Annotated in this window: 21 protein-coding genes and 2 other annotated features; of the genes, 12 read left to right on the forward strand and 9 right to left on the reverse strand. The window is 46.4% G+C overall.

Translation table 11 applies throughout. From position 1 onward, the window contains the following. Nucleotides 1–26: 26 nt before the first annotated feature. From nhaC to AB1K91_RS12430, 3 genes are all read right to left on the reverse strand, one after another. Nucleotides 27–1424 (reverse strand): Na+/H+ antiporter NhaC, encoded by a 1398-nt coding sequence (gene nhaC / locus AB1K91_RS12420; RefSeq protein WP_413090151.1) that lies wholly within the window; start codon nucleotides 1422–1424, stop codon nucleotides 27–29. A gap of 108 nt (nucleotides 1425–1532) precedes the next feature. Further along, nucleotides 1533–2960, reverse strand: coding sequence for an aspartate ammonia-lyase (gene aspA, locus AB1K91_RS12425; RefSeq protein ID WP_413090152.1), 1428 nt, complete (start codon nucleotides 2958–2960; stop codon nucleotides 1533–1535). A gap of 26 nt (nucleotides 2961–2986) precedes the next feature. Next, entirely contained in the window at nucleotides 2987–3982 is a 996-nt protein-coding gene (locus AB1K91_RS12430) for an asparaginase (protein ID WP_413090153.1), read from the reverse strand. A 175-nt stretch (nucleotides 3983–4157) separates the two neighbouring features. Between AB1K91_RS12430 and AB1K91_RS12435 the strand changes: the two genes are divergently transcribed. Further along, nucleotides 4158–4484 carry a helix-turn-helix domain-containing protein gene (locus tag AB1K91_RS12435; protein ID WP_413090154.1) on the forward strand — a complete coding sequence of 109 codons (327 nt, stop codon included), beginning with the start codon at nucleotides 4158–4160 and terminating at the stop codon, nucleotides 4482–4484. Nucleotides 4485–4519: 35 nt separating this feature from the next. Here the strand turns inward: AB1K91_RS12435 and AB1K91_RS12440 are convergent, their stop codons facing one another. Beyond that, nucleotides 4520–5353 (reverse strand): ABC transporter ATP-binding protein, encoded by an 834-nt coding sequence (locus tag AB1K91_RS12440; RefSeq protein ID WP_413090155.1) that lies wholly within the window; start codon nucleotides 5351–5353, stop codon nucleotides 4520–4522. A gap of 221 nt (nucleotides 5354–5574) precedes the next feature. Between AB1K91_RS12440 and AB1K91_RS12445 the strand changes: the two genes are divergently transcribed. After that, a complete protein-coding gene (locus AB1K91_RS12445; RefSeq protein ID WP_413090231.1) occupies nucleotides 5575–6138 on the forward strand; it encodes a nitroreductase family protein in 564 nt (187 codons plus the stop codon). A 36-nt stretch (nucleotides 6139–6174) separates the two neighbouring features. Here the strand turns inward: AB1K91_RS12445 and phnE (AB1K91_RS12450) are convergent, their stop codons facing one another. The 4 genes from phnE (AB1K91_RS12450) to AB1K91_RS12465 all read right to left on the reverse strand — a co-directional run bounded on the left by phnE (AB1K91_RS12450) (nucleotide 6175) and on the right by AB1K91_RS12465 (nucleotide 9632). Then, nucleotides 6175–6987 (reverse strand): phosphonate ABC transporter, permease protein PhnE, encoded by an 813-nt coding sequence (phnE, locus tag AB1K91_RS12450; RefSeq protein WP_413090156.1) that lies wholly within the window; start codon nucleotides 6985–6987, stop codon nucleotides 6175–6177. Further along, a complete protein-coding gene (phnE, locus tag AB1K91_RS12455; protein ID WP_413090157.1) occupies nucleotides 6984–7775 on the reverse strand; it encodes a phosphonate ABC transporter, permease protein PhnE in 792 nt (263 codons plus the stop codon). The genes phnE (AB1K91_RS12450) and phnE (AB1K91_RS12455) overlap by 4 nt, the downstream gene beginning before the upstream one ends. Beyond that, complete coding sequence (gene phnC, locus AB1K91_RS12460) at nucleotides 7772–8554, reverse strand: phosphonate ABC transporter ATP-binding protein (protein WP_413090158.1); 783 nt, start codon at nucleotides 8552–8554, stop codon at nucleotides 7772–7774. The genes phnE (AB1K91_RS12455) and phnC overlap by 4 nt, the downstream gene beginning before the upstream one ends. A 142-nt stretch (nucleotides 8555–8696) precedes the next feature. After that, nucleotides 8697–9632: a phosphate/phosphite/phosphonate ABC transporter substrate-binding protein gene (locus tag AB1K91_RS12465; protein WP_413090159.1), complete on the reverse strand. Its 936-nt coding sequence runs from the start codon at nucleotides 9630–9632 to the stop codon at nucleotides 8697–8699. Between the two features lie 172 nt (nucleotides 9633–9804). Between AB1K91_RS12465 and AB1K91_RS12470 the strand changes: the two genes are divergently transcribed. Together AB1K91_RS12470 and AB1K91_RS12475 are read left to right on the forward strand one after the other, a co-directional pair. After that, nucleotides 9805–11382 carry a bifunctional metallophosphatase/5'-nucleotidase gene (locus tag AB1K91_RS12470; RefSeq protein WP_413090160.1) on the forward strand — a complete coding sequence of 526 codons (1578 nt, stop codon included), beginning with the start codon at nucleotides 9805–9807 and terminating at the stop codon, nucleotides 11380–11382. A 374-nt stretch (nucleotides 11383–11756) separates the two neighbouring features. Continuing rightward, on the forward strand, nucleotides 11757–12617 hold the full coding sequence (locus AB1K91_RS12475; protein WP_413090161.1) for a 3D domain-containing protein: 861 nt from the start codon (nucleotides 11757–11759) through the stop codon (nucleotides 12615–12617). A 96-nt stretch (nucleotides 12618–12713) separates the two neighbouring features. On the opposite strand, the gene AB1K91_RS12480 is transcribed toward AB1K91_RS12475, so the two are convergent. Next, nucleotides 12714–12842: a hypothetical protein gene (locus tag AB1K91_RS12480; protein WP_413090162.1), complete on the reverse strand. Its 129-nt coding sequence runs from the start codon at nucleotides 12840–12842 to the stop codon at nucleotides 12714–12716. Between the two features lie 109 nt (nucleotides 12843–12951). On the opposite strand from AB1K91_RS12480, the gene AB1K91_RS12485 reads away from it, so the two are divergent. The 8 genes from AB1K91_RS12485 (at nucleotide 12952) to trpA (ending at nucleotide 21047) form a co-directional block, all read left to right on the forward strand. Next, complete coding sequence (locus AB1K91_RS12485; RefSeq protein WP_413090163.1) at nucleotides 12952–14103, forward strand: DEAD/DEAH box helicase; 1152 nt, start codon at nucleotides 12952–12954, stop codon at nucleotides 14101–14103. Between the two features lie 54 nt (nucleotides 14104–14157). After that, nucleotides 14158–14369, forward strand: a binding site (T-box leader). Between the two features lie 26 nt (nucleotides 14370–14395). Continuing rightward, nucleotides 14396–14636 (forward strand) — a binding site (T-box leader). Between the two features lie 66 nt (nucleotides 14637–14702). Beyond that, the gene (trpE, locus tag AB1K91_RS12490) at nucleotides 14703–16106 is read left to right on the forward strand and encodes an anthranilate synthase component I (protein ID WP_413090164.1); all 1404 of its coding nucleotides are present in this window, start codon (nucleotides 14703–14705) and stop codon (nucleotides 16104–16106) included. Continuing rightward, nucleotides 16087–16689 carry an anthranilate synthase component II gene (locus AB1K91_RS12495; protein WP_413090165.1) on the forward strand — a complete coding sequence of 201 codons (603 nt, stop codon included), beginning with the start codon at nucleotides 16087–16089 and terminating at the stop codon, nucleotides 16687–16689. The genes trpE and AB1K91_RS12495 overlap by 20 nt, the downstream gene beginning before the upstream one ends. Next, nucleotides 16670–17686, forward strand: coding sequence for an anthranilate phosphoribosyltransferase (gene trpD / locus AB1K91_RS12500; RefSeq protein WP_413090166.1), 1017 nt, complete (start codon nucleotides 16670–16672; stop codon nucleotides 17684–17686). The genes AB1K91_RS12495 and trpD overlap by 20 nt, the downstream gene beginning before the upstream one ends. Beyond that, complete coding sequence (gene trpC / locus AB1K91_RS12505) at nucleotides 17683–18465, forward strand: indole-3-glycerol phosphate synthase TrpC (protein ID WP_413090167.1); 783 nt, start codon at nucleotides 17683–17685, stop codon at nucleotides 18463–18465. Before trpD ends, trpC begins: the two co-directional genes overlap by 4 nt. Further along, complete coding sequence (locus AB1K91_RS12510) at nucleotides 18462–19070, forward strand: phosphoribosylanthranilate isomerase (protein ID WP_413090168.1); 609 nt, start codon at nucleotides 18462–18464, stop codon at nucleotides 19068–19070. Before trpC ends, AB1K91_RS12510 begins: the two co-directional genes overlap by 4 nt. A 5-nt stretch (nucleotides 19071–19075) precedes the next feature. Then, nucleotides 19076–20281, forward strand: a complete 1206-nt coding sequence (gene trpB, locus AB1K91_RS12515) for a tryptophan synthase subunit beta (protein WP_413090169.1) — start codon at nucleotides 19076–19078, stop codon at nucleotides 20279–20281. Beyond that, nucleotides 20274–21047, forward strand: a complete 774-nt coding sequence (gene trpA, locus AB1K91_RS12520; RefSeq protein WP_413090170.1) for a tryptophan synthase subunit alpha — start codon at nucleotides 20274–20276, stop codon at nucleotides 21045–21047. The genes trpB and trpA overlap by 8 nt, the downstream gene beginning before the upstream one ends. Nucleotides 21048–21120: the final 73 nt, after the last annotated feature.

Raw genomic sequence — 21120 nt, forward strand, 5'->3', positions numbered from 1 at the left:
AAGCAATTTTTGCTTGAAGGCCTTTTTTAGCTTTCAACAGCCGTTTTATCTTTGTTATACCAGATGAATTTACCGGTATAACCATAGATGATTGCAAGTCCGATAGCGACAAAGCTCAGCCACATGAATGGCAGATAGGAGAACGTAGAAACTCCGAGGATACCGGCCATATAAATACCGTTGTCTGACCATGGCACCATACCGGAAGTCAAGGTACCGCCGACCTCTGTATTACGGGAAAGAACACGGCGATCAAGCTGCTGCCTGTCATACGTTTTTTCCATCATTTTAGGTGTCAAGATCAAGGAAACATACATTGCACAGCCTAGGACATTTCCAAGGAAGGCTACAATCAAGGTTGCCAATGTCGTATTGCCCGCTGATATAAGTTTCTTTTCAAAGGTGGACACGATCACTTGCAGGACACCAAGTTTTTCAAGAAGCCCGCCGAAACCAAGACCGAAAATGATGACCATCAAGGTATCGAGCATACCCATCACGCCGCCTCGGTTAAGGATGCCATCGATGAAATTCACACCTGTATCAATTGAGAATCCATTATAAGCGGTGCCAAGAGCTTCTGCGAAATTCATTCCCTGGAAAAGGGATGCCCAGATGGCACCAAGCAGAGCGCCTGTAGCGATGACTGGCAGGGATGGTTTTTTCATAGCCAATAGTACAAGTACTGCTATAGCCGGAATCAGCATCAGGATGCTGATATCAAAGTTATCCATCAATGCGTTCTTCAATGATTCCACCCTAGCCTGGTCGATATCTTCTCCACCGTAGATGAATCCAACCCCTGTAAAAAGGATAGCCGTGATGACGAACGCTGGAACGGATAGGAAAAGCATCGCCCGAACATGTTCCAGAACATCTACCTTAGAAAGAGAGGATGCGAGTACGGTACTATCAGATAGAGGAGATAGCTTGTCCCCGAAATAAGATCCGGACAGCACTGCCCCGGCTACAAGCGGCAGCGGCATGCCAAGTCCTTCCCCGATCGCCATCATGGCGATGCCTGCTGTACCCGCTGTTCCCCAAGATGTACCTGTAGCAACTGACATGATCGAACAGATGATCAAGGTTGCCAGCAGGAAAATACTTGGATGGATGAATTCAAGACCATAGTATATTAATGTCGGTACGACACCGCCAGCAATCCATGTGCCTATCAAGGCTCCGACGGCCACTAGAATCAGAACTGCTTCCAGTCCATTCGAGATTCCGCTCATAATTGATTTCTGTAAATCCTGATATTTGTGCCCAAGGCGTATGCCAAGGATGATGACGACAAACCAAGATATGAAGAGCGCCAGCTGAATCGGCAAGTCAAGATAGACTGTGAAGGATAATACAAGCGCTAGAAAGATTCCTAGTATGATGATAATCTCTGTAATTGACGGTAATCTTGCTTCTTTCAAATCCAGTCCTCCTAAAAATAATAGTGAACCCGCTTACATATGGAAGCGGATAAAGATGCGCTTTATATCCCGCTTTTTTAAAAAACGGGACATATGCACATTTTTCTATTATCTATCAAAAAGCTCCTCGCCGGCAATACCCGGTTTTGTCATTTCGTAAGGATTCAAGATGATATCGAGTTCTTCTTCGGTTAGGACATCGTATTGAAGGCATAGCTCACGGATTGATTTTCCAGTGATAATCGCTTCGCGAGCGATTCGGGCAGCTACTTCATAACCCAAATGCGGATTGACTGCAGTCAGCAATCCGACACTTTTATCAACATATTCTTTCAGCAAAGCCTCGTTTGCTTCAATACCGATCAGGCAGTTGTCGGTGAAGGAACGGAAGCCGTTGTTCATGATGCTGATGGACTGTAAGAGGTTGAATACAAGTACAGGTTCCATGACGTTCAGTTCAAGCTGGCCAGCTTCGGAGGCCAAGCAGATTGTATTATCATTACCGATTACTTGGAACGCAATCTGGTTGATCATTTCTGCCATAACCGGATTCACTTTACCTGGCATGATGGAGGAACCTGGCTGACGTGCAGGCAAATTGATCTCGTTCAGCCCTGCTCTCGGACCGGAAGCCATCAGGCGGAGATCGTTTGCAATCTTGGACATATTCATCATACAAACCTTCAGGCTGGCGGATACCTCGGTATAAGCATCCGTGTTTTGTGTTGCATCTACAAGGTTCTCAGCTGTGACGAGCGGTAAACCGCTGTTGTCAGCCAAATGCTTGACGACACGCTCGATATATTTCGGGTTTGCATTCAGCCCCGTACCGACTGCTGTTGCCCCCATGTTGACCTCATACAAATGCTGGCGGGATTGTTTTATACGTTTGATATCCCTTTCCAGAACACGACTGTATGCTTCGAATTCCTGTCCTAGACGAATAGGTACCGCATCCTGCAGATGTGTGCGTCCCATCTTGATGACAGAATCGAACTGTTTTGCTTTTTTCTTGAATTCACCTTGCATATATTCCATCGTTTCGAGCAGTTTTTCGAGCATGTTCAATGTAGAAATATGGATTGCAGTCGGAAATACATCATTCGTCGATTGTGACATGTTCACGTGCGTATTCGGGCTTAACTGCTGATAATCGCCCTTTTCATGACCAAGGATTTCCAGAGCTCGGTTAGTTATGACTTCATTGGCATTCATATTGATGGAGGTGCCAGCACCGCCCTGGATCGGATCCACGATGAACTGGTCATGCCATTTGCCATTTATTATTTCTTCGGATGCTTGAACGATGGCATTTCCAAGCCCTTCATACAAGCGTTTTACATCCATATTGGCAAGTGCGGCCGATTTCTTCACGATGCCGAGTGCCTTGATCATTTCTTCATGGATGCGATAGCCTGTAATCGGGAAATTTTCTGATGCTCGTAAAGTCTGAATACCATAATAAGCATCTTTGATAATTTGTTTTTCTCCCAGAAAGTCTTTTTCAATCCGATGTTTCTCTTGTAAGTCTGCCATGACTTGAACCTTCCTTTTTCAATTATTTAAGAGGGCCATATAGTAATATCTTCAGCAATCGGCGTTTCCATCATGCGTTTCACTTCCTTTGGATCAGTGGATCGGCCAAGTGCCCACATGAGTTTCGGTACGATTGCTTCTGTGTTCATATTGCTGGAGCGTATCACCAACTCTTGATCGATACGGCGCCCAACTTCATAGATGGTCATATCTTCGCCTTCTTCCAGACATTGTGTCGTGATAACGACTACAATGCCCTTTTCCACTAATTCATTGATCTTTTGCAGAAGGTCTCGCCCTTCGAATGGGATGCCACCGCTGCCATAGCTCTCAATCACAACACCTTTATACATGCTTGCCAAAACATCAAGCATTTCAGGCTTGAGTCCCGGATACAGCCTTAATAAGAGTACATCAGTACAGAGGGAAGTATCAACGGTAAACGGCAGATTTTCTCCTTGTGTTTTCTTGTTATACTCGATGGTATCATCATGGATGAAGGCAATGTATGGATAATTGATACTTTCGAATGCATCATAGCTTTTGGTCCGCAGCTTTATCGCCCTTGTTCCCTGTATGACCCGGCCGTCAAATACGACATAAACACCGCCAACTTCTTCACAGGCAAAGCGAATGGCATCTTTGATATTCTTTTTCGCATCTGTTTTCTGGAAGGTGATCGGGATTTGGGAACCGGTAATGACAATTGGTTTACTGGAATTTTGCAGCATATAGGACAATGCTGCCGCTGTATAAGCCATTGTATCGGTTCCGTGGGTGATGACAAAGCCATCATAGGCATGATAATGATCGCGTACTGCTGCAGCCATCGTCACCCAGTCCTCCGGCTGCATATTCGTGCTATCGAGATTCATAAGCGATATCGTTTCCATAGTATATTCATTATCCAAGTCGGAAACATAGCTTAACAATTCATTCGCATCCACAGCCGGTGCCAAACCATTTTCTCCTTCGACTGATGCGATGGTGCCGCCGGTGGTAAGTAATAATAGCTTCTTCATTCCTGCACCTCTTCTATCTATCGTTACATATATGAGTTATTCGCTAATTGCGTACTTAAATCCTAATTATAGAGAAGGCAGAGGTTATTATCAAGGTTGTATTATTCGTATCGCGTACGAAAGCGGCAAGTTTGTGCTATAATGTAAAGAAGGAAAAAATAGCGGGGGAAGTAAGATGAATCTGGATCGGCTAACAGAATTGAGAAAGAAGAAGAATTGGTCTTTGCAAGATACTGCAGATCGTCTCGGTATTGCCAAAAGCACCTATGCGGGCTATGAGTCTGGGTACCGGCGCCCATCGTTTGAGGCGTTGATCACTTTGGCAGAGTTGTTCGGTACGAGCTGTGACGATTTACTCGGACGGAATTTCGAGAAGGATATCGAGCTGACCGATTTAAAGAAGAAGGAGCTGTCAGTCGATTACAGAAAGCTGACGGAAACGGAAACAAGCGGGGCGATCGCTTTTATCCGGGCAATGAGGGAAATAGAAAAGCAGAAATGAAAAAAACGCTTTGCAGTAAGCTGCAAAGCGTTTTATTATGCCAGTGTTTTCTCCAAGACACGTTCTGACTCGATGGGAGTTGTGTTTGCGAGAGTATTATATGGCAAACAAAGCGGCACTCCAGAGCGAGGATCGATGATGACATCTGCTTCGATATGGAAGACTTCCCGCAGGTTCTCTGCAGTTACAGTCTCAACAGGAGACCCTTCGCAAACAACCTGTCCTTTTTTTATCGCAATCATATGATCGGCGTAACGCGTAGCATGGTTGAGATCATGGACAACCATGACAATCGTCCGGTTTTCCTCGCGGTTCAGTTTATGCAGCAGCATAAGTACTTCCAGCTGATGTGCCATATCAAGGAATGTTGTCGGTTCATCAAGGAAGAGGGTTTCCGTTTCCTGCGCCAATGCCATCGCAATCCAAGCACGCTGACGCTGCCCACCGGAAAGTTGGTCGACTGCACGTTGGGCGAAATCTGCCATACCGGTTACATCGATTGCCCAGGCAATCATTTCTTTATCATAAGGAGTAAGTGTACCGAAACCTTTCTGGTGCGGATAGCGGCCATAAGCCACAAGCTCGGATACTGTCAGCCCCTCTGGTGCGACCGGGTTTTGCGGCAGGATGGCAAGCTGCTTTGCGACTGCTTTCGTCGATTGTTTATGGATGCTTTTCCCGTCCAATAGCACGGTGCCGTTCTTAGGCTTCATGACACGGGCCATCGTTTTAAGTATAGTGGACTTGCCGGAACCATTAGCTCCCACCAGTGCCGTAATCTTTCCTTTAGGAATTTCTATAGTCAAATCTTTTACGATTGATTTATCTCCATAGGCTACTTCAAGTAATTCCGTTTGTAAACGTCCCATTACTGGTACCCCTTTCAGCTTCTCTATGAGAATGAGATTCGTTATCATTTATATTGTCACAAAATTAGAGGCTATTCAAGGTTTATCCGGCAAATTTCATAAAAAAGTAAGATTTCTTCCAAACTGGCAGCGCATTGACATTGTATGGAATATTCAGATATGATAATGATAATGATTTTCAATTAAAGAACAGACCGGTAAGAGGAAGAGGAGTGTTAGAAATGCAATTGGAGCAGCTGATCAAGGAAAGAAGATCGATTTCGAATTATGATACAAGCAAACCAATCTCTTACGAAGAGATCCAGGATTTACTCGATGTATCAGTATGGGTACCGAACCATAAGATGACACAGCCTTGGCGATTCATCCTGATAGATGGAGAGACAAAGGAGCAGCTGGGTAATATCAATGCCAAGCAAGGAGCAAAGAGTGTTGCAACCGCCGAAGAAAAAGAGAAAAAGGCAGAGGCGCTGAAGAAGAAGATTACCGATGTGCCGTTATGGATAGCAGTTGTGCTGGAAGAACATACGCAAATGAAATTCCGGGAAGAAGATTATGCGTCTGCCAGTATGCTGATCCAGAATTTCAGCCTGCTTGCCTGGGAAAAAGGCATCGGAACAATCTGGAAGACGAATGCTTTGCTGGAGAATCAACAGGCGAGGGAATTGCTGCAAATCAAACCGGGGGAGCGTAATATCGGGCTGCTGCAGGTCGGTTATATCGGGAAAGAACCAAAAGCGAAGCCTCGAGTGCCGGCAAGCGACCGGACAACAATACTAAACTAAAAACAGCGATTCTGTTCAAACAGAATCGCTGTTTTTCTATACGATCTTTTTACGCAAATAACCTGAGATCAAGTCGATCAAAGATACGAGTATAATGACACCGAGCAATATGATTCCAACTCGCGGCCAGTTACGTGATTGCAATGCGAAGATAAGCGGAGCCCCGATACCACCTGCTCCGATGATACCAAGAATGGAAGCTCCCCGGACATTCAGTTCGAAACGATACAGCGTATAGGAAATGAAGCCAGGCAGGACCTGCGGTAAGACAGAGTAAACAAGGACCTGGATCCGGTTCGCTCCGGTAGCAATCAGCGCATCACGAGGACCATGGTCGATTGCATCCACTTCTTCAGCAAATAATTTACCAAGCATCCCGATGGAGTGGAGTCCCAAAGCCAGCACCCCTGCATATGAACCAGGACCAACTGCTTTAATGAAGATTATAGCCAGTACAACCTCTGGAAATACCCGGATATAACTAAGGACAAATCGTCCCAGCCCTGTAACGAAGAAGCCAGCTTTATTTCGGCGGCTTGCAGCCCAGAAGCCGAACGGCACGGTAAGAATCGCCGAAATGAATGTACCAAGGATCGAAATTGCCAATGTGTCGATTAAACCGTAAATCAAACCTTCTTCATCATTGACGAAATCCCAATCAGGGTGAATCACCCCTTCAAAGATAGCCTTGGAAATCTGGCCGGCTGTCTCCTTGATTTCGAACTCCTCAACCCCAGAGAATGCCCAAACATAGACTGCAGCCAGAATAACTAGAATAAGCACGCGGTTGAATACCCGCTTACCGCGGCCTTTTGGTTTGTCGACAGTATGTGTTGATATTTGGCTCATAGTAATTTCTCCCGAAGTTTATTACTCACAAAATCGATGATTAAGACAACGACAAGCGTTGCGAAAACCAAGGTATTCACCCGCGGATAGTTGAAAAAGCCAAGGTTGCTGTCAAATAAGAGACCGATACCTCCAGCTCCAACTAGTCCGAGAATAGCCGCAGCCCGGATATTTACCTCAAATGTATAAAGCACATAGGATACAAAATAGGCAGCGGCCTGCGGAATGATGGAAAAGGTGATCCATTGTATCTTATTTGCACCAACTGCAGTCATCGCTTCCATAGGTCCTTTGTCGATGCCTTCAATGGATTCATAAGTCAATTTGGCGATGATTCCGACAGAAAAAATTGTCAAAGCAAATATACCAGGAATCATACCTAATCCGAAAATTGCAACAAACACAGCTGCCAGAAGCAGTTCTGGTACGGTACGGATCAAATTGAGCACAAAACGTGCTGGATAGGAAATCCACGGAATCCGGTTAACGTTATTTGCACATAGCAGGATGATGGGTATAGCTATGATTGCACCGAATGTTGTACCGATTACAGCCATACGGATCGTTTCCAGCATTGGATCGATTATATCCATGAAATATGCCCAGTCTGGCGGGAACATCTCAATGAAGATGCTCGCCATTTGGTCACGGTTGGTAAACAGATCTGCAATGCTCGCATCGGTGCGCAAGTAGCTCCAAATAAGCAAAGCGAGCACAATTACTGCTGTGAGGTAATGCTTGAGTTTTGACGGCGGCTTCGGAACGATCTTTTTTGGAGGCTGAGTCATTCGGCTCCAGCTCCAACTGGTCCTCGCTGCTGTTCTTTTTCCAGCTGCTGTCCGTAGATTTCCTGGAATTTCTCATCAGTGGCTTCTTCCACTGGCCCGTCAAAAACGACTTCCCCGGCATTCAGCCCGATGATACGTGTTGCATACTGACGGGCAATATCGATGAAGTGAAGGTTGACGACCGTCGTGATGCCTAGCTCCTGATTGATCTTTTTCAAATCGTCCATCACTTGTTTGGTAGTCAGCGGATCAAGCGATGCAACTGGTTCATCAGCTAGGATGATTTTAGCTTCCTGCGCCAGTGCCCGGGCGATGGAGACACGCTGCTGCTGACCACCGGAAAGCTGATCGGAGCGTGTGTACGCTTTATCTATGATATTCACGCGATCCAGGGCATTAAGAGCCAAGTTCACATCCTCTTTCGGGAATAAGCCGAATACGGTACGTAACGTAGAGTGATAAGCAACACGCCCAGAAAGTACATTGCGCAGAACAGATGAGCGTTTCACAAGATTGAAGTTCTGGAAAATCATGCCGATATCGCGGCGGAACATGCGCAAGCTCTTTCCTCTTGCAGCGGTAATCGATTTGTTATCAATCAGGATTTCTCCCTCTGAGATTTCATGCAATCTATTAATCGAGCGCAGCAATGTGGACTTACCAGCACCGGAAAGTCCGACAATGACAATGAACTCGCCTTTTTCGATAGTCAAGTTGATGTTTTTCAAACCTTTGACGCCATTTGGATATGTTTTCGAAACATTGCGAAATTCTATCACTTTCTATACCAACCTTTTTATGTAGTTTAATAATTAAAAAGAAAAGTACTGTTCTGAAAAAGATATACATACAGACAAAAGCCCAGCCAGTCCAAGGATATCTCAGGCTGGCTGGATGGATAGGATTATGAAAGGGACTTGATTATTCTAAACCGTATTTCTCAGCGTACTCACGAACGACTTCGAAATTGCTGTCATCGGATTTTACGTAACCTTCATGTGTGTAAACATCGCGGATGATCTCCAAACCTTCCGGATCTTTACCGATGTTGATGAAAGCGTCTGTGATTTTTTCTTTCCACTCGTCATTGATCTCAGGAGTGATGGCAATTGTATCGTTCGGGATTTTTTCCGTAGTGGCGATTACTTTCGTATCTTCAAATACAGTCGGATAGTCGCCGCTTACAGTATTACGTGCATCCTGGAACGTAACGGCGGCATCTGTATCGCCGTTCAATACGCTGATGATGCCTGCATCATGACCTTTGACGATTGTCGGAGTCAGATCCTGCTGGATGTCCAAACCAACTTCATCAAGTGCGCCCGCTGGCCATACATAACCCGCAGAAGAAGTTACGTCCTGCACGGCGATGCTTTTGCCCTCTAGGTCTTCAAGGGAATTGATATCGGAATCTGCTTTGACTACGAATTGTGCAAGATAATAGTCTACTAGTTCATCTGTCGGAGAACCGTCTTCTGGATTGACACCGTAGCGCTGGGACTGAAGGATAACATCCGCAGCATCTTTTTCATGTGCCAAAACATAAGCTGTAGGCGGTAGGAAACCAACGTCTACTTGGCCGGAAGACATCGCCTCGACGATGGTGTTGTAGTTGGTAGATACGCTTACATCAACAGGAATATCAAGCTCTTCCTCCAGAAGTCCTTCAAGCGGTTTTGCTTTCGCTTCAAGTGTTTCAGCGTTCTGAGAAGGAACGAACTGCACACGCAATTCTTTTAGATCGCCATTGCTGCCGCTGTCGCCGCCCTCTGCGTTGGAATCGTCGGATCCACACGCGCTAAGCAAACCTGCTGCTAGAAATAGAGTCGCGCCGACACCTGCAATTTTCTTAAACATGATATACCCCCAAAAATTGTTTAATTTGCACTGCATGAACAACTATATCACGACTTGTTCCAGTTTATGTTAACTTACTGTAATAAGAATGTAAAGATAGTTTTGGCATGTTATGATAGATAATAGCAAAAACTGTTTTAATTCAGAAAATAAGGTCGGAGGAATCGATAGAATGTCTGATAACACGACAAATATTACACTGCTAGTCACTAGTGATGTGCATGGGAATATCTTTCCAACTACATACCGGGATCACGAACCAGCTCCTCAAGGTCTGGCACGGACTGCTGCTTTGATTAAGAGAATAAGGGAAGAAAAGAAACATGTGCTGCTCCTTGATAATGGAGATATGATACAAGGGACACCTTTGACGTATCATCATGCGAAATATCAATCCAATAAAGATAATCCAATGATCAGCTGTATGAATGAGCTCGGGTACGATGCAGCGGTGATAGGCAATCACGAGTTCAACTATGGCATGCCATACTTGCAATCAGCAATCCAGCTTGCGAATTTTCCTTATCTTTGCGGCAATATCCTTGATGAAACAAAAAAGGAACCTGTATTCGGAAAACCATTTGTGATCAAGCAGATTGATGATGTCAAAGTGGCCATCGTCGGTGTCACGACTCATTTCATACCGAATTGGGAGGAACCGCATCACATCGAAGGGCTTGCGTTTGAGCATGTGTTGGAATCGACGAGAAGATGGGTGAAGGAAGTTCGGGAGAAGGAGCGGCCGGATGTCTTGATCGTTGCTTATCATGGTGGATTCGAACGTGATTTGGAAACCGGCGAGCCGACGGAATCGCTCACCGGGGAAAACGTGGGATATGAACTTTGTCATTCAATAGAAGGAATCGATATTTTGATAACGGGACACCAGCATCGAACCCTTGCAGAAAAAGTGAATGATGTCACGATTGTGCAGCCAGGATCGAATGGCGCATTTCTAGGCGAGGTATCGATTGCTGTCGAACAACCATATAATAGTAGGAAGCGAGTTGTATCAGAGGCGAAACTGCATGAAATAACGAATGAAATCGCTCCTGATGAAACGATTCTGAACCTAGTTTCTTCCTATGAAGAGGAAACACAGAATTGGCTGGATCAGCCGATCGGAAAAATAGATGGGGATATGATCATCCGCGATGCATTTGAGACGAGGGTGAAGGAGACGCCTTTTATCGAGTTCATCAATAAAGTACAGATGGATGCTGCCGGTGTGGCCATCTCCAGTACAGCATTGTTCCATGACGCCTCACCGGGATTTCCACAGGATATTACGATGAGGGATATCGTCTCTAATTATATTTATCCTAATACACTGAAAGTGATTGAGATTTCGGGTGCCGATATGAAACAGGCATTGGAACTATCTGCGACTTATTTTTCATTGAGTGAAGATGGACAGCTCGAGGTGAGCCGCTCTTTCTTGGAACCGAAGCCACAGCATTACAATTATGACATGTGGGAAGGAATCGAATATATATTGGATATCAGTCGTGAGGTCGGGGACCGGGTGCGCGGATTGTCCATCAAGGGCAGCCCTGTCCTGGCAGATCAATTGTATCAGGTTGTAATGAATAATTACCGAGCCGCTGGCGGAGGAGATTATATCATGTTCAAAGGAAAACAGGTGGTCAGGGAGATTACAACAGACATGACGGAACTGATTGCTGATTACATCAGCAAGCGCAATGTAATAGAAGCAACTTGCAATCACAATTGGCGGGTGAGGAAGTAGGAAACAGGTGCAGCGGCGCCTGTTTTTTATTTAATTGGAAAATAAAAGGGGGTTATTAGTCCGTTTTTGTAACATTTATCCTAAGAAAAGCGGAAAAACGACAAATTATTGAGGAAAAAATGCCGTTAAAAACAAAGTCAACAAGAAATTTTAGTTTATTAATTTACATTATATGGAATAAATTGAGGTCTTTTATTACAGAAAAGCCCTCTGGGGCTTGGTTATCACTAGTTTTGTTACAATGATATTACAATGTAACAATAGTATTGCTGTGAGCGAAGCCTGTAATATAACCTTAAACTTCCTGTAACCCACTCCCCTTAGCCCATGTGATACCATAAGTCCTGTTAGAAATTTAAGGAGGTAAACGACGAATGAAAAAAACAGTCGTATCTTTAGCTACAGGACTAGTAATTGCGGGGGCATTCGGTACATCAGCATCGGCTGCTGAATATAATGTTCAAAAAGGGGATTCCCTTTGGAAAATCGCAGATAAATACGAAGTTAGTGTTAATCAGCTTAAAGAACTTAACCAACTTGATTCTGACCTAATCTTTCCTAATCAAAAATTGACTATAGATAAAGAAACCAACCAAGCAGACACATACACAGTACAAAAAGGCGATTCTCTTTCTAAGATCGCAGGGAAGTTCAACGTATCGGTAGGCGAGCTGAAAGCATGGAACAGCTTGAACTCCGATTTGATTGTAATAGGTCAGCAACTGGCGGTGACTGGCGGTGCGGTAGCAGAAGCAGCACCAGCACCAGTGAAGCAAGAAGCGCCTAAGCAAGAAGAAGCTCAGCAAGAAACAACACAGGAAGAAGCACCTAAACAAGAAGAAAAGCAGGAAGCACCTGCACAAACAGAACAAAAAGCAGAACCTGCTAAACAAGAAGCAGCTCCTGCCAAAGAAGATACAGCTACAAGTACTAGCCAAGAAGCAACGAAAGAACTCACAGTTTCCGCAACTGCATATACTGGTCAATGTGAAGGTTGCTCTGGTGTGACGGCTACTGGTATCGATTTGAATGCAAATCCAAATGCAAAAGTTATCGCTGTAGACCCAAGTGTAATTCCTTTAGGATCCAAAGTATGGGTAGAAGGCTATGGTGAAGCAATTGCAGGCGATACTGGCGGTGCAATCAAAGGTAATAAAATCGATGTACATGTACCAGATCAAAGCGCTGCATTGAACTGGGGACGTAAATCTGTAACAGTAAAAGTTCTAGACTAATACGGATAGCTTAAACAGGTGGAGCAAATGGCGGTTTGCTCTGCCTGTTTTTATTTATATTACAGTTTACCCGCCTGGGTGCAGGATAAACGGGAATCATTTTAAATTTACAGACGATTTACTTGTCTCATTTATGTCTTGGATATTTCCTTCACCACGAAAAAGACCGATGATGCTGAAACTGATGATCAGCAAGACAAAAATGCCGATCAGCCATTTTTGCATATAATTCCCCCCTTAATATGTGTATACTAGTATCTTACAAACTTTTTAAGTGCACATCTATGGAAATTTCACATAATAATCATGGAAAAAGTATGAAAGAGGGAACAATATGAAGCTGTTCAACGACTTGAACTTACAAAATAAACGACTTGAAGCACTACATAAATTGGGCTTGAATGAACCGACTCCAGTGCAGCAGCAGGCTATCCCGGAAATCCTGGCAGGGAAAGATGTGATTGCCAAAGCACAAACCGGTACAGGTAAGACGCTAGCGTTCCTGCTTCCGATATTGGAGATGCTGGAGACTGATAGTACGGGTATTCAAGCACTCATTCTCAGTCCTACGAGGGAGCTGGCCATTCAGATTTATGATGAATTGGCGAAGCTGATTCATCCTGGGGAAAACGTCGGTACGCTCGCTGTATATGGTGGACAAGATATCATCAAGCAGCTTAAAAAATTGGAAGGACGGGTGGATATCGTTGTCGCGACACCAGGTCGCCTGCTCGATCATATGCGCCGTGGCACGGTGGATCTTTCTCATGTCCGGACATTTGTCCTCGATGAGGCAGATCAGATGCTGCATATGGGTTTCTGGCATGACGTCAAAGATGTTGCAGCTGCTTTGCCTGATGCGAAACAGACACTGTTGTTCTCTGCGACCATGCCGAAGGAAATCCGTCAGCTGGCATCTTCCCAGATGCAGAAACCGAAAGAGATCACCATTCAATCAACCAATGTGACCTTGAAGGAAATCAAGCAGATTGTCCTGGAAATGCCGGATCGTGAGAAGCGGAATACTTTGAAGGTACTATTGCAGATGTACCGTCCGTTTGCTGCGATAATTTTCTGCAGGACGAGAAGGCGTGCTTCCGAGCTGCATGGTTACTTGCGCGGTCTAGGATTTGAATCAGACGAATTGCACGGCGACCTATCGCAGGCAAAACGTGAACGGGCCATGAAGAATTTCCGGGAATACAAGACACAGTTTCTCGTTGCGACGGATGTTGCGGCTAGAGGGTTGGATGTGGAAGGTGTAACCCATGTATTCAATTATGATTTGCCGGAAGACACCGAAAGTTATATCCACCGTATTGGCCGAACAGGAAGGGCTGGCAGTACGGGTTTGACTGTAGCCTTTGTGACACCTCGCGATCGACACCAAATCAAACAGATCGAAAAAGAGACGAAGCAGCGTCTGCCACGAAAAGAGCTCGTTTTTGGTGAAAACGGAAAGCCTGATTTACAGGATGCAGAATAAATATCCCTTGACAATTGAAAATAAGGGTACTACAATGAATCCAACATAACTGATACGTGAGCGAAGACGAAGAGTAGTAGCTTATGTGGTCACTTCAGAGAGCCGGTGTTTGGTGGGAATCGGTGTGGCGCATAGGTGAATGGACTTCCGAGCATCATAGCTGAAATTAACAGTAGGCTGTGGCGGCAACTCCACCGATAAGAGGAGCAAAGTGAGCTAGTTCGCTAGTTAACAAAGGTGGTACCACGGGTAATCTCGTCCTTTATTGGAGAGATTGCCCTTTTTTTATACACATAACTCGTGGATGAAGAGGAGTACATGCTGCTTGATTTGCACAGAGAGCCGGTTGTGGTGGGATTCCGGCCAAATCGGCAGCATGGAATGGACTTCAGAGAGATTCCTTGAACAATAGTAGGGGAATCCGGTTTCCCCCGTTACCGGGATAGGATATCAGGCTTGTGCCTCGTATCCGAATGAGCGGAAAGTGAGAACTTTCAATAGAGGTGGCACCGCGGTGAAGAACCGTCCCCTATGCATATGAAGCAATTCATGTGTGTAGGGGACGGTTTTTTATTTTTAAAAAAGAGGGAGCGAGAAAGATGATGGTTACAGAAAGCATTCGATATGAAAAGAAGCAATTGAACGGAGACACATTGACGCCAGTCGTGATTTACAAACGACTGACAGGCGAGAAGAAGTTTTTATTGGAGAGTTCGGTACACCATGCAGGAAAGGGACGCTATTCCATCATCGGTGCTAACCCTTACAAAGAACTGATTGGCAAGGGACGGGAAACGCTGGTCAAGGTAGCTGATCAGGAAGAAAAGATTGCCCAAAAGCCGTTAGAAGTTTTGAAGGAGCAGATAAGCGGCATGCAGCTCCCGATTGATTTTCCTTTTTACGGCGGTGCGGTCGGATACATGGCATACGATTCAATCCGGCAATATGAAGCAATAGGTGATGTGCCGGAGGATCCGATCGGGATGCCGGAAATTCATTTCATGTTTTATGAAGATATGATCGTATACGACCATAAGCATCAGCAAATCACGCTGCTGGCAGTTGATAGCACAGGCAGCAGATCGGAAGAAATGCTTCGGTCACGGCTGGATGAGATGGAAAAAGAGATAACGACCTTCAAGGATATACCGGATGCCATGTTGCCGCCAGTCCGATTCCAGCCTGAAACGGATCAAGCGACATTCATGCAAATGGTGGAAGATGCCAAAGCATATATCAAAGCAGGAGATGTATTCCAAATTGTGTTGTCACAGCGACTGACTGCGGATTTCACAGGAGATGCTTTCAGTTTTTACCGGAAGCTGCGGGCGAGCAATCCTTCCCCGTATATGTTCTTCCTCGATTTCGAGGATTATACCGTACTGGGAGCTTCGCCTGAAAGCTTGATCAAAGCAAGCGGCAATATAGTGACAGCTAATCCGATTGCAGGATCGAGACCACGCGGCAAGACGAGGGCGCAGGATGAACAGCTGACAGATGAGCTGCTGGCAGATGAAAAGGAACTGGCAGAGCATCGGATGCTTGTCGACTTAAGCCGCAATGATCTGGGTCGAGTGTGTAAGGTTGGCACCGTTGAGCTGACGAAATATATGGCAGTGGAAAAGTACCAGCACATCATGCATATCGTTTCCGAGGTACAAGGAGAGCTGGCAGATGGCATGACTGGATTGGACGCACTGATAGCTGCTCTTCCAGCGGGCACAGTATCCGGCGCCCCGAAAATACGTGCAATGGAACTTATCAATCAATTCGAAAAGAAAAAACGCGGTCTCTACGCAGGGGCAGTGGGCTATATCAATATGAATGGCGATCTTGATCTGGCGCTTGCAATCCGGACGATGATCGTAAAGGAAAATAAAGCATATGTACAGACAGGAGCCGGGCTTGTATACGACTCCGATCCCGAAACGGAATATCACGAAACGCTGCACAAAGCGAAATCTTTAACGGAGGTTGGTTTACATGATTCTGCTGATCGATAATTATGATTCTTTCACATATAACCTGTTCCAATATACAGCGGAACTTGGCGAAGAGGTTAAAGTGGTCCGCAATGATGCAATTACCATCAAGGATATCGAAGCGATGGATCCAGAAGCAATCATCATCTCACCAGGACCTGGCAGACCCGAGGATGCGGGGATCTGTGTCAAGGCAATCCGTCATTTTGCTGGGAAGATTCCAATCCTTGGCATATGTCTTGGACACCAGGCAATTGGCACAGCTTTCGGAGCAGACATCATCCGTGCTGGGCAAATCATGCACGGCAAGACATCGACACTTCGTTATGAAGGAGAACCGACCATCGAGAAGATCATCGGAGACTTACCGATCATGAGGTATCATTCTCTCGTCATTGATAGGCATACTGTCCCGGATCAATTGGCAGTCACTGCTTATTCAGAGGATGATGAGGAAATCATGGCTGTGGAGCATACGCATTATCCGGTATATGGATTGCAGTTTCATCCGGAGTCGATTGGTACCGAAGCTGGTAAAGAGATCGTGAAGCATTTTATCCAACTCATGAAAGAAGGGGAAAGTAATGGAACCGTTATTGGCTAAGCTTACAAACACAAAGGTTTTGACGTATGCAGAAGCATTGCAAGCATCACGTGAACTGCTGGACGGCCGCATGCCGGATGCTGTAGCAGGAGCCTTCCTTTCCATGCTGCAAACTCGCGGGGAAACAGCTGATGAAGTAGCTGGCATGGTGGCGGCTATCCGAGAAAAAGCACAGATCATCCCTCTTCAAGCTGCCAATGTGATGGATAACTGCGGTACAGGGGGCGATGGATCGCAAAGCTTCAATATCAGTACGACAGCTGCCTTTGTCATTGCTGGAGCTGACGTTACCATAGCCAAGCACGGCAACCGCAGTGTTTCCAGCAGAACAGGCAGCGCCGATGTACTGGAGAAGCTGGGTATCCCATTGTATTTGCCGGCTGAGGAGATGACCCATCTGCTTGAAGAGAATGGTATCGCCTTTTTGTTCGCGCCGCATGTACATCCCGGGTTGAAGCAAGTGATGCAGCTTCGCAAAGTGCTGCGCATTCCGACGATTTTTAATTTGATCGGACCGTTGACGAATCCAGTGCAGCTTGATTCACAGCTGCTCGGCATTTACCGCCGTGACATGCTAGGGATGATGGCAGAAGCTCTTCATAAGCTTGGGCGCAAGCGGGCAATCGTCATCAACGGCGCAGGCTACATGGATGAAGCATCACTGGCAGGAGAGAATCATCTTGTTTTGCTTGAGGATGGCAAGCAGACAGCCTTCACGCTCCATCCGGAAGAAGTCGGTTTGCCAGTATATCCGCTGGAAGCAATCAAGGGCGGAGATGCAGCTGAGAATGCAGACATTTTGCTGCGTGTATTGAACGGAGAACCTGGTGTTCATAGGGATACGGTCGTATTAAATGCAGGTCTAGGTATATTTGCCAATGGTAAAGCGGCTTCCATTCAGGAAGGGATCCGGCTTGCGAAGGAGAGTATTGATAGCGGTGAAGCAAGACAGAAGCTGCAATATCTGATTGATTATAAAAAGGAAGTGACTCCATGACATTCTTGGCAAGGATACTCGAAGAAAAACGAACAGAAATCACCACATTAAAGCAAACATATCGTCCGACAGCAGTACAGCGCAAGCCAATTTCCCTGTATGGGAGATTCCAGGAGCAGAAACAGCTTCAGATCATTGCCGAAATCAAACGGGCTTCGCCTTCCAAGGGGATGATCAATCCTGATGTGGTACCGGCGGACCAGGCTGGAATCTATGAAACAGCAGGTGCGGGAGCCATTTCCGTCTTGACTGATACACCGTTCTTCAAAGGTACGATGGACGATTTGGCAGCTGTCCGGGAAGCAGTCGATCTTCCGATTTTGAATAAAGATTTCATTCTTGATGAAATTCAGATAGACAGGGCAGCGGATTATGGAGCCGATGTGATCTTGCTCATCGTCGCAGCATTGGAAAAGGAGCGGCTGCAAGCTCTTTATCAGTATGCGAAATCGAAAGGGCTGGATGTGCTGGTAGAGGTGCATGATGAAGGAGAACTGGCACAAGCACAAGCGCTTGGAGCAAATATTATCGGCATCAACAACCGGAACTTGAAAACCTTCGAAGTTGACTTAGGTGTGACAGAGCGATTGATAAAAAAAATCGATACTTCGGCTACACTTGTCGTCAGCGAGAGCGGCATGGCGATACCGGCAGATGCTGCTCGTGTTGCAAAAGCAGGTGCAAAGGGCATCCTTGTAGGGGAAACGCTCATGCGCGCATCTGATGTATCTTCCATTTTGAAATCATTCCAAGTTCCCATAGGAGCAGAGCCATTATGATCGTAAAAATATGCGGGATCCAGTCAGTGGAGGCTGGGAAGGCGGCAGTGGAAGCAGGCGCCGATATGATAGGCTTCGTCTTTGCCGACAGTAGACGGAGAGTGTCACCGGAGCTAGCTGCCAGCATCAGCCAGGAGCTTCCGGATAATGTGAAAACAGTAGGTGTATTCGTCAATGAACCAATCGCAAGCCTGCAGGGAATAGCCGAGACTGCGGGACTTGATTATGTCCAACTGCATGGAGATGAATCCCCTGCTTATATCAAATCCATCAGCCACCCAGTTATAAAAGCTTTTTCGATAGCGTCCGAGGATGACTTAAAACAGCTGGAAGCATATCCGTGTGATTATTATTTGCTGGATAGTCCGGCAGAAGCATATCGCGGAGGTAACGGCACGACATTCGACTGGTCGCTGGCAAGCTCCAATTCAGTACCGAGGGAAAAACTTTTCCTCGCAGGTGGATTGCATGCCGGTAATGTACAGCAGGCCATTCAGGAAGTATGTCCTGCGGGAGTCGATGTCAGCAGCGGCGTGGAGACAAAAAGACAGAAGGATCCGGTTAAAATACAGCAATTCATTACAGCGGCAAAGAAAGGAAAGTGAAAAACATGGCTAAATATCCAACAGAAACGGGGCTTTATGGCAGCTTTGGCGGCCGTTTTGTACCAGAAACATTAATGCCAGCCATCTTGGAGCTGGAGCAGGCATCCAAAGAAGCAAAAGAAGATCCAGCCTTCCGGGAAGAGATGGCGTATTATCTAAAGCAATACATCGGACGAAAGACACCGCTTTATTATGCAGAACGTTTATCGGCGTCCCTGGGCGGACCGAAGATCTATTTGAAACGAGAAGACCTTAACCATACGGGTGCCCATAAAATCAACAATACAATCGGCCAGGCGCTGCTGACACAGCGGATGGGCAAGAAAAAGGTCGTTGCAGAAACAGGCGCCGGCCAGCATGGTGTGGCCACCGCGACAGTCAGTGCGCTGCTTGGGTTGGAATGCATCATCTTCATGGGGAAGGAAGACGTCAGACGGCAGGCTTTGAACGTTTACCGTATGGAGCTGCTGGGCGCACAGGTTGTATCCGTCGATCAAGGGAACGGTACGCTGAAGGATGCGGTAAACGAAGCGATGCGCTACTGGACAGCGAATGTGGAAGATACACACTACATCTTCGGTACAGCTGCAGGCCCGCACCCATTCCCACAAATCGTCCGGGACTTTCAGCGCGTCATCGGGGATGAAACGCGCAAGCAAATCATCGAAGCCGAAGGAAAGCTTCCGGAAGCGATTGTCGCCTGTGTCGGCGGCGGAAGTAATGCAATCGGCATGTTCTATCCATTCGTGGATGACAAAGAAGTGAAAATGTATGGTGTGGAAGCCGGCGGGAAAGGGTTGCCGACAGGACAGCATGCGGCTTCCCTTACCGAAGGCAAAGCAGGTATCTTGCATGGTTCGTTATCCTATCTGCTGCAAAATGAAGACGGCCAAGTGCAGGAGGCCCATTCCATTTCTGCTGGATTGGATTACCCAGGTGTCGGACCGGAGCACAGTTATTTGAAAGATGCCGGACGCGTCATATATGATGCAGTCACCGACGAAGAAGCTCTGGAGGCAGTTCGGCTTCTTTCCAGGACAGAAGGAATCATCCCAGCATTGGAAAGCGCGCATGCAGTGGCATACTGCAAAAAGCTCGCACCGACGATGGGGAAAGAGGATGTGCTGGTTGTATGCTTGTCCGGACGCGGTGATAAAGATGTGAATACAATCAGGGAAGCACATGAAGCTGGAGGGGATCTCAATGAGTAAAGCGAAGCTGGATACTGCATTCCAAATGGTGGCAGATGCTGGAGAAAAAGCTTTCGTACCGTATATCATGGCTGGTGATGGCGGCTTGGACAGCCTGAATGAACGCATTCGTTTCTTGGCTGACAGCGGCGCAACTGCAATCGAACTGGGACTGCCGTTCTCGGATCCAGTCGCTGATGGACCGACGATCCAGGCAGCAGGCATCCGTGCACTGGATGCCGGTACAACTGTCCAAGCCGTTTTGGATGAGGTGGCAAAGGAAAAAGCGAGCCGTACCGTGCCGCTTGTTATCATGACCTACTTGAATCCAGTCTTTGCTTATGGGGTGGAAGCTTTTGCATCGGCTTGTGTTCAAGCAGGCATATCCGGTCTCATCCTGCCCGATTTGCCGCTTGAGGAAGAAAGAATGGTAACAGAAGCGCTGAAAAAGCATGACATTGCATTGATTCGTTTGGTTGCATTGACGAGCACACCGGAAAGGATCCGGGCACTTGCTGAGCGCGCGGAAGGATTCCTTTACGCCGTAACAGTGGCAGGAACGACAGGAGAAAGGGCGAGCTTCGTCGATAAGCTCGGTACGCATCTGATGGCATTAAAAGAGGTCAGCAAGGCGCCTGTACTGGCAGGTTTTGGCGTCTCCACGCCAGAGCATGTAAGAGAACTGAGCCAGTATTGTGACGGGGTGGTAGTAGGGAGCAAGATTGTCGATGCTTTGCATCAAGGAAACAGACAGCAAGTGAAAGATTTGATTGCTTCAAGGAGATAAGCTAAGTGACTGGATTCAGGGAGTGGAGAGGTTTTCTCTGCTCTTTTTTTATGGAAGAGATGGTTTTGATTCA

The organism is Terribacillus jepli, assembly GCF_047228925.1.
In the GTDB taxonomy this organism is placed as follows: Bacteria; Bacillota; Bacilli; order Bacillales; family Amphibacillaceae; genus Terribacillus.